9 protein-coding genes and 1 riboswitch are annotated in these 8,058 nt (G+C 69.3%); of the genes, 4 read left to right on the top strand and 5 right to left on the bottom strand.

Annotation, left to right across the window (positions count from 1 at the left end; genetic code table 11):
* Positions 1-2: 2 nt before the first annotated feature.
* Genes kdpA through AC3D3D_RS15385 form a run of 3 tightly spaced genes read right to left on the bottom strand, consistent with a single transcriptional unit; the run spans position 3 to position 1,917 of the window.
* The gene (gene kdpA, locus AC3D3D_RS15375; RefSeq protein WP_062946890.1) at positions 3-1,673 is read right to left on the bottom strand and encodes a potassium-transporting ATPase subunit KdpA; all 1,671 of its coding nucleotides are present in this window, start codon (positions 1,671-1,673) and stop codon (positions 3-5) included.
* A complete protein-coding gene (locus AC3D3D_RS15380; protein ID WP_062946889.1) occupies positions 1,673-1,762 on the bottom strand; it encodes a potassium-transporting ATPase subunit F in 90 nt (29 codons plus the stop codon). The genes kdpA and AC3D3D_RS15380 overlap by 1 nt, the downstream gene beginning before the upstream one ends.
* Complete coding sequence (locus tag AC3D3D_RS15385; protein WP_269365821.1) at positions 1,759-1,917, bottom strand: hypothetical protein; 159 nt, start codon at positions 1,915-1,917, stop codon at positions 1,759-1,761. The genes AC3D3D_RS15380 and AC3D3D_RS15385 overlap by 4 nt, the downstream gene beginning before the upstream one ends.
* Before the next feature lie 648 nt (positions 1,918-2,565).
* Positions 2,566-2,662, top strand: a riboswitch (TPP riboswitch).
* Here AC3D3D_RS15385 and thiM point away from each other — a divergent pair.
* The 4 genes from thiM (at position 2,654) to AC3D3D_RS15405 (ending at position 5,665) form a co-directional block, all read left to right on the top strand.
* On the top strand, positions 2,654-3,481 hold the full coding sequence (gene thiM, locus AC3D3D_RS15390; RefSeq protein WP_463662512.1) for a hydroxyethylthiazole kinase: 828 nt from the start codon (positions 2,654-2,656) through the stop codon (positions 3,479-3,481). Its footprint overlaps the riboswitch before it by 9 nt.
* Entirely contained in the window at positions 3,478-4,125 is a 648-nt protein-coding gene (thiE, locus tag AC3D3D_RS15395; protein WP_463662511.1) for a thiamine phosphate synthase, read from the top strand. Before thiM ends, thiE begins: the two co-directional genes overlap by 4 nt.
* On the top strand, positions 4,122-4,967 hold the full coding sequence (gene thiD / locus AC3D3D_RS15400; RefSeq protein WP_006590957.1) for a bifunctional hydroxymethylpyrimidine kinase/phosphomethylpyrimidine kinase: 846 nt from the start codon (positions 4,122-4,124) through the stop codon (positions 4,965-4,967). Before thiE ends, thiD begins: the two co-directional genes overlap by 4 nt.
* The gene (locus tag AC3D3D_RS15405) at positions 4,964-5,665 is read left to right on the top strand and encodes a TenA family protein (protein WP_017824196.1); all 702 of its coding nucleotides are present in this window, start codon (positions 4,964-4,966) and stop codon (positions 5,663-5,665) included. The genes thiD and AC3D3D_RS15405 overlap by 4 nt, the downstream gene beginning before the upstream one ends.
* 213 nt (positions 5,666-5,878) lie before the next feature.
* Here the strand turns inward: AC3D3D_RS15405 and AC3D3D_RS15410 are convergent, their stop codons facing one another.
* Positions 5,879-7,117, bottom strand: coding sequence for an HAD-IIA family hydrolase (locus tag AC3D3D_RS15410; protein WP_006590959.1), 1,239 nt, complete (start codon positions 7,115-7,117; stop codon positions 5,879-5,881).
* 312 nt (positions 7,118-7,429) lie between these two features.
* Positions 7,430-8,058, bottom strand: a 629-nt coding sequence (locus AC3D3D_RS15415) for a recombinase family protein (RefSeq protein WP_488512698.1), incomplete at its 5' end; no start/stop codon positions are given.

Genomic DNA, 8,058 nt, shown 5'->3' on the forward strand with positions numbered 1-8,058 from the left:
GGTCACTGCAGCCCTTCAGCGAGCGGTCCCAGGGTGAGGACGGGGAAGAAGACGAGTGCGGTCACGAGCAGCGCCGTGCCGACGGTGAGGCCCACGAACAGCGGGCGGTGGGTGGGCAGGGTGCCGGAGGTCGCCGGGATCCGGTCCTGCGCGGCGAACGAGCCGGCCAGGGCAAGGACCAGGGCGATCGGGAGAAACCTGCCCAGCAGCATCGCCACGCCGATCGCGGTGGTCAGCCACGGCGTGCTGGCGGTCAGCCCCGCGAAGGCGGAGCCGTTGTTGTTCGCGCCCGAGGCAAAGGCATAGAGCACCTCGGACAGGCCGTGCGAGCCGGTGTTGGTCAGCGAGACGTTCTCGATGCTGTGGCGCAGCGGAGGAACCGCGAAGCTGAGGGCGACACCGCCGAGCACCAGCAGCGGCATGACCAGGATGTAGAGGCTTGCGAGCTTCATCTCCCTGGGGCCGATCTTCTTCCCGAGGTACTCGGGGGTGCGACCGACGAGGAGGCCCGCCACGAACACGGCGATGATCGCGATGACGAGCATGCCGTACAGCCCGGCGCCCACGCCGCCGGGGGCGATCTCGCCCAGGAGCATGTTCACCATCGGGACCATTCCGCCCAGCGCCGTGTACGAGTCGTGCATCGAGTTCACGGAGCCGGTCGAGGTGAGGGTGGTGGTCGCCGCGTAGAGCACGGACTGGGGCAGGCCGAAGCGGGTCTCCTTACCCTCCATCGCGGCGCCGGCGAGTTCAGGGGCGGTGCCCTGCCCGGCGAACTCGAAGGCGGCCAGTACGGACACCGAGGCGAGGTACAGGGTCCCCATCGTCGCGGCGATCGCGTAGCCCTGACGGTGATCGCCGACCATCGTCCCGAAGGTCCGCGGAAGGGAGAAGGGGATCAGCAGGATAAGGAAGACCTGGAACAGGCTGGTCCAGCCGGTCGGGTTCTCGAAGGGGTGGGAGGCGTTGGCGTTGTAGAAGCCGCCGCCGTTGGTGCCGATCTCCTTGATCGCCTCCTGCGACGCGACCGGACCGCCCGGGAGTGTCTGGGTGCCGCCCGCGACGGTCGTGACGTCCACGTAGCCCTGGAAGTTCTGCACCACGCCGCCTGCGATCAGCACGACGGCGCTGAGGATCGATACCGGCAGCAACACCAGGAAGGTGCCACGCAGCAGATCGACCCAGAAGTTCCCGATCGTTCCCGTGCGGCGCCGGGCCAGGCCTCGCACCAGCGCGACCGCGACGGCGATGCCGGTGGCGGCCGAGACGAAGTTCTGGACCGCGAGACCGGCGAACTGGACCGTGTAGGAGAGGTCCTCGCCGGAGTACGCCTGCCAGTTGGTGTTCGTCACGAAGGAGATCGCGGTGTTGAACGCGACCCCCGAATCGATCGACTCATTGCCCAGGGAGTAGGGCAACAGCTCCTGGAGCCGCAGGAGACCGAACAGCGCGAGGACGCCCACCAGGGAGAACAGCAGCACGGACCGCAGGTAGGCGGGCCAGGACTGCTCGCGGGAGGAGTCGACGCCGAGGACGGCGAACACGCGCGTCTCCCAGCGCGAGGAGACTGGGGCGGTGAAGACCCAGGCCATGTAGTCGCCCATCGGGCGGTACACGACCGCGAGAGCGGCGACGAGTGTGAGGACGCTCGCGACGAGGTAGAGCCAGTCCATCAGAAACGCTCCGGTGCAAGCAGGGCGATGAACAGGTACACGATCGCGGCGAGACCGAGGAGGAGGGCGAGGATCTCGAGTACGATCACAGCTTCTCCACCGCCCGCGCGATGAGGGCGACGACCGCGAATAGGGCGATCACGCCGACCACGGAGAGGACGTCGAGCACAGCAGGACTCCGTTCTGAGTAGGGGCGGCCGCCGTCCGGCGGTCGCACGCCGAGGTGCGGCGCGATACCGAGCACACACCGTTCACGGCGGCGGGACAGGCGTCCTCACGGAATCCATACGGCTCTCGAGCCGATCCTCATGGACTGCTTACGCCAGTCGTCCCCCGGCTGGGGCTCAGGTCACCGACAGCACTCGGTGCGACACCACACTGGGCTCCCACACACCGGAATCTGCAAAACCGTCACCATTCGCTGTGGGGACGCTAGATAGGGCCTCCAACACAACTCGCAGCGTTCCACGCCACACACTGCCGACGGCCTACCTAGTCGCGTTGCGGAAACCTACAGCTTTACGAGACACACAGCCGAGCGGCGAAGGGATCGTCTCGAGCTGGGTCGATACCGAGCGGCGGTGTCTCGTGAAGTCGTCGCACCGTGTTGCGTCTCAGATCTTCCAGAGCAGCGAGTTTGTGAGGCATCATGTGGTGATGAGGCTTCTGGGGTATGTCAGGTTCCGAAGTCCACTGCACGATCGTCCGAAGTCGACTGCACATTCAAAGGTTGCGCAGCCGTTGTCTGGTGAGGCGCCATGGTGAGGGCTGCGGCGGCCAAGGAACGCGCGTCGGGCACTGGTGACAGCACGCCCGGACGGTCCGAGGCGCGACCCTTTTGCGGTCGCTGAAGCGAGGGCACGGTGCGGGGAACGGTGCGGATGTTAGGCTGGTGAATGACGCGGGGTGCCGTGCTGGTACGGCTGAGATCACACCCGTTGAACCTGATCTAGTTCGTACTAGCGAAGGGAACGTCGCCGATGTCGGCACCTTCTTCCGTCCCTACTGTCCCACTCGATGCTGCCGCTGTGGGCGAGGCCTTGGCCGCGATGCGCGGGCATGCCCCGCTGGTGCAGTGCCTGACCAACGTCGTCGTCGCTCAGTGGACAGCGAACGTCCTGCTCGCGGTCGGCGCCAGTCCGTCGATGGTGGATAACCCGGAGGAAGCCGGGCCGTTCGCCGCCGTCGCCGACGGGGTCCTGGTCAACCTCGGCACGCCCCAAGAGGCGACGGTGGCTGCGATGCACGGCGCGGTCAGTGCCGCCGCGGCGGCCGGCACCCCGTGGGTGCTCGACCCGGTCGGGGTGGGTGGGCTCGCCTGGCGCACCCGGGTTGCCGTCGACCTGCTCGCCCACGCCTCCCCGGCACTCGTCCGTGGCAACCCCTCAGAGATTCTCGCTTTGGCCGGTGGGGGCAGCGGTGGGCGGGGCCCGGAGAGCGTCGACGCCGCCGAGGACGCCCTCGACGCCGGCCGGGCGCTGGCCCGGGAGCACGGCACCATCGTCGCGGTCTCCGGGGAGGTCGACCACCTCACCGACGGCACCCGGCTGGTGCGGGTGGACAACGGCCATCGATGGTTGACCCAGGTCACTGGCGGTGGGTGCGCGCTGGGCGCGCTCATGGCTGCCTTCGCCGCCACCACCGACGACCCGCTCCTGGCCGCCACGGCCGCGACCGCGACATACACCGTGGCCGCCGAGGTCGCGGCCGAGCGTGCCGCCGGGCCGGGGAGCTTCGCCGTCGCGCTGCTCGACTCTCTCGCCACCCTCAACCCGCAGAAGTTGACCGAGAAGGTGGTGCTCCGGTGACCCGCCGACCGGTGAACCTCAGCCTCTACCTGGTCACCGACACCGGTTTGTGCGGCCCACGGGGCGTGCCCGCGACCGTGCAGGCTGCGGTCACGGGCGGGGTCAGCGTGGTGCAGTTGCGTGACCCGGGCGCCACCGACGCCGACTTCGTCGCCCTCGGCGTGGCGGTCCGCGAGGTGCTGGCGGGGACCGGGGTGCCGCTGATTATCGATGACCGGGTCCACCTCGTTCAGGACATCGGCGCCGACGGCGTCCACGTCGGTCAGCGCGACATGCCGCCTGCTCAGGCCCGGCAGTTGCTCGGGCCGGACGCCATGGTCGGGCTGTCGGTCAGCACGATCGAGCAGGTTCGCACAGCACGCGGGCTCGGTGACGGCGTCTTGGACTACCTCGGCGTTGGACCGGTGTGGCCGACGGCGACCAAGCCTGACCACGGCACTCCGATCGGCCCGGGCGGGGTGGCTGCGGTGGCCGCCGCGAGCCCGTGGCCGGTCGTCGCCATCGGCGGCATCACCACGAAACGCACCGGCATGCTGCGCCACAGCGGCGCCGCCGGCGTGGTGGTCGTCTCGACGGTGTGCGCCGCGGAGGAACCAGCCGTGGCGGCCGCGAGCCTGCGGGCCGCGTGGGACGGGCAACCGTGAACCCCCGCCCACCGATCGCGCTGACGATCGCCGGCTCCGATCCCTCCGGCGGGGCCGGTATTCAAGGCGACCTCAAGACCTTCTCCGCACTGGGTGCCTACGGCACCGCGGTGCTCACCTCACTGACCGCCCAGTCCACCCAGGGAGTCACCGGTGTCCACGTCGTCCCCGCGGACTTCGTCCGCGCCCAGCTGGACACCCTCGTAGACGACGTGGCGGTTGACGCCGCCAAGATCGGGATGCTCGCCTCCGCGGCCACCATCGAGACCGTCCTCGCCTTCCTCGACAAGCGCTCCGACGCGGTGCCGGTTGTGGTCCTCGACCCCGTCATGGTGTCCACCGCCGGTTCCCGGCTGCTGGCCGAGGACGCCGTCGAGCCGATGCGCCAACTCCTGCCGTACGTCTCCCTCATCACGCCGAACGTCCCCGAGGCCGCCGTGCTGCTCGACGCCGACCCCGCCGAAGACCTCGACACCATGCGCGCCCAGGCCATCGCGCTCCGGGAGCTGGGCGCCGCGCGGGTGCTGGTCAAGGGGGGCCACCTCGGCGGCGACGCACACGCCACCGACCTGTGGCTCGACGACGCGGGCGAGCAGCTGCTGACCGGCCCGCGGGTAGCCACGGTCAACACCCACGGCACCGGGTGCGCCCTGTCCTCCGCGATCGCCGCACTCGCCCCGCGCACCGGGTCCCTGCTAGAGGCCACCCGCCAGGCCAAGACTTGGCTCACCGGCACCCTGCGGGCCGCCGACGCGCTCCACATCGGCCACGGACCCGGCCCCGTGCACCACTGCCACGACATCTGGAAAGACGAGAACGACTGGAAGGACAGCGACCGATGACCAGCCCACACACCTCCATGCCCGAGACGATTCGCGACCACGACGACACTGGCGTGTTCAGCACCGTGGCGTGGCATCGCACGGCCAGGGTCCGCGAGGCGATCGACGCGCTGCCCTTGTTGCACCAGCTGAGCGACGCGACCCTGGCGGAAGAGACGTTCCGGCACTACCTCGCCCAGGACGCGCTCTACCTGGCCGACTACGGCCGGGTCCTGGCCGCGGCCGCCGCTCAGGCCCAGGCGTCGGAGGAAATGGCATTCTGGGCGCAGGCCGCGCGGGAGGTGGTCGAGGTCGAGCGGCAGCTGCACGCCACCCACGTCACCGACCTCACCGCCGCCGAGCCCTCACCGACCACGGTTGCCTACACCTCCTACCTGCTGAGCCTCGCGACAGCCGGAAACTACCCGGTCCTCGCGGCCGGCATCCTGCCGTGCTTCTGGGTCTACGACGACGTCGGCACCCGTTTGAAGGCCGCCGTCGGTGACCTGAGCACGCACCCGTACGGGGACTGGATCGCCACCTACGGCGATCCAGACTTCACCGCCGCCACCGACACCGCCCGGGACATCGTGGACCACCTCGCCGACCAGGCCAGCCCCGGCACACTGGCGCGCATGCACACCGCGTTCCACCGCGCCACCCAGTACGAGTGGATGTTCTGGGACGCCGCCCACCGGCAGGAGACCTGGCCCATCTGAGGTCATTGGTCGGTGCGCCCTTGGGCGCGCGCTCATCATGATCTTTCGAGAGCTGGTCGCCGCCCTGGAGACTCCTACCGTCCGGTGGTGTTGCTCGGACGGTGGGAGACCGGACCCGGGGTTGATCAAGGTAAACGGCGCGCTCAGGCCGGTGCTCCGCACGAGAAGCGCCAGCGCTTTTGACACCATGCGCCCCGAAGGGGATGCGTCCTATCAGTCGATGAGTCCTGTGTCGCCTGAGAGGGCGTCGGTGAGCCACCGCGGGTGCATGGGGAGCAACGGTGCCGGAAGCTCATCCGGGGAGAAGAAACCCGCCTGTGAGGTCTCCACACCATCAGGGTGCATCTGACCGCCGCGCGGGAGGCAGGCGAAGGTGGTGGTGACGAACTGGGTCACTCTCCCGTCGGGATAGGCGAAAACCTGCGAGGCGGGGTCCGAGTACACCCCCACCAGCCGCTGCACTTGCACCTGCAAGCCGGTCTCTTCGGCGACCTCCCGCACCGCCGCCTGGGCGGCAGTCTCGCCCACCTCGACGTGTCCCGAAGGCAGTCCCCACAGCCCGTTGTCCAGCCTGCGCCCCAGTAGCACGCGCCCGGCCTCGTCGAAGACCACCGCGGCCACACCCGCCCGCACCTCGTCCGGCCACGGGTACGGCGACGGGCGCATCGGGCCGATGTCAAGGGCCGGATCAAACAGCCCGGCCAGGCCCGTGACCGTGGCCTCCGCAACGGTGGGATCACACTGCCGACGGCCGCTGCTCGGCGTCGCGGGAGCGACGAGGATCGCCGGCAGGCCCGCGCAGTGCGCCCCGACGACGTCCGTAGCCGGGGTGTCCCCCACGACCACCACTCTCGTCGTAGCAGGGAGCCCGCGCTGGGCCAGGCGGAACATCTCCGGTCCCGGCTTGCCCACCACGACCGGTCGGCGCCCACTGGCGGTCTGGATCGCTGCGACGACCGCGCCGGTGGCCGGCCACGGGCCGCTCGCTGTGGGGAACGTGGCGTCCACGTTCGTGGCCACGAACGGCACGCCGGTACGCAGGAGGGCGGTGGCCTGGGCGAGGTCCCGGTAGGTCACCGTCTCGTCGCAACCGACCACCACCGCCTCGGCCCCAGACCCCTCCACGGATTCCACGCCTTGGGCCGCGAGTTCGCCGCGGAGGCCATCACTGCCCACCACATAGGCGCGGGTAATGCCCTGCTGGCGCAGCCAGCACGCCGTAGCCCACCCGGAAGATACGATCTCCTCGACGGTGGCCCTCACGCCCAGGCGGCCCAGACGGTGGACGACGTCTTTGCGGGACGGGCGGGGATCGTTGGTCACGAACCGGACCACCCGGCCCCGACTCCGCAGGCTGGCCAAGGCTTCGGTCACGCCGGAAAGCAAGGTGTCTCCGACGTAAACCACGCCGTCAAGATCAAGCAGAAAAACATCGAACTGGTCAACGAGCACAACAACCTCCGAGGTCAAGGGACAGTCAGCGCGCATGCTGGCGCTGAGCCATCCCCCTCGGGCATTTTGTGCCAATAGGTGCCCTCCCGCCTGTTCGGCGGAAGCTGCAGCGCTCGGTCACAGACCCCCAGCCGGCTGGGGCGGAACCCTAGCTGCCTTCTCCCGGCTCGCCCACAATCCTAACCGACCCGACGCGAAGAATGGTGCCGCGCGATTTCCGGGGTAGCTGAGCGGTGGAAGTGCCCCGGGGTGTGCGAGAGTCGCGGGAACGTATTCCGCTCATTGACGTTCGTAGGTTCCGGACAACAGAGGTTACCTGGCTACCTTGCTGCGGTCCTTGGCCAGGAGCTTGCGTCCGTCCTCGCGGAGTTCGCCGGTGGGTGAGACGTGGCGGTAGAGGGTCTGGCGGGTGATGCCGAGCTCCTCGCACAGGGCGCCGACGTTGGTACCGGGCTGTCCCATGGATGCCATGGCGAGGCGGAGCTTGGCGGGGGTCATCTTGTAGGGGCGTCCGCCTTTGCGACCGCGGGCCCGGGCGGCGGCTAGGCCGGCGATCGTGCGTTCGGAGATGAGTTCGCGTTCAAACTCGGCCAGGGCGGCGAAGATGCCGAAGACGAGCTTGCCGGATGCGGTGGTGGTGTCGATGGCCGCGCCTTGACCGGTGAGGACCTTCAGGCCGATGCCGCGTTGGGTGAGGTCGTGGACGATGTTGACCAGGTGACGCAGGTCGCGGCCGAGCCGGTCCAACTTCCACACCACCAGGGTGTCCCCGTGACGTAGGGACTTCAGGCACGCCGCAAGCTCGGGACGGTCCTCCTTCTTGCCCGAGGCCCTGTCCTCGTACAGAGCCTCCGGGTCGACGCCCTCAGCCAGGAGGGCGTCGCGTTGTAGGTCCGTGGTCTGCGATCCGTCGGCCTTCGAGACGCGCATGTAGCCGACCA

Source organism: Georgenia sp. X1117 (genome assembly GCF_057784635.1).

What these genes read in the sequence shown, in the direction of transcription:
- kdpA (WP_062946890.1), bottom strand. Translation starts at nt 1,673, where the DNA reads ATGGACTGGCTCTACCTCGTCGCGAGCGTCCTCACACTCGTCGCCGCT.
- thiM (WP_463662512.1), top strand. Translation starts at nt 2,654, where the DNA reads ATGTCGGCACCTTCTTCCGTCCCTACTGTCCCACTCGATGCTGCCGCT.
- AC3D3D_RS15405 (WP_017824196.1), top strand. Translation starts at nt 4,964, where the DNA reads ATGACCAGCCCACACACCTCCATGCCCGAGACGATTCGCGACCACGAC.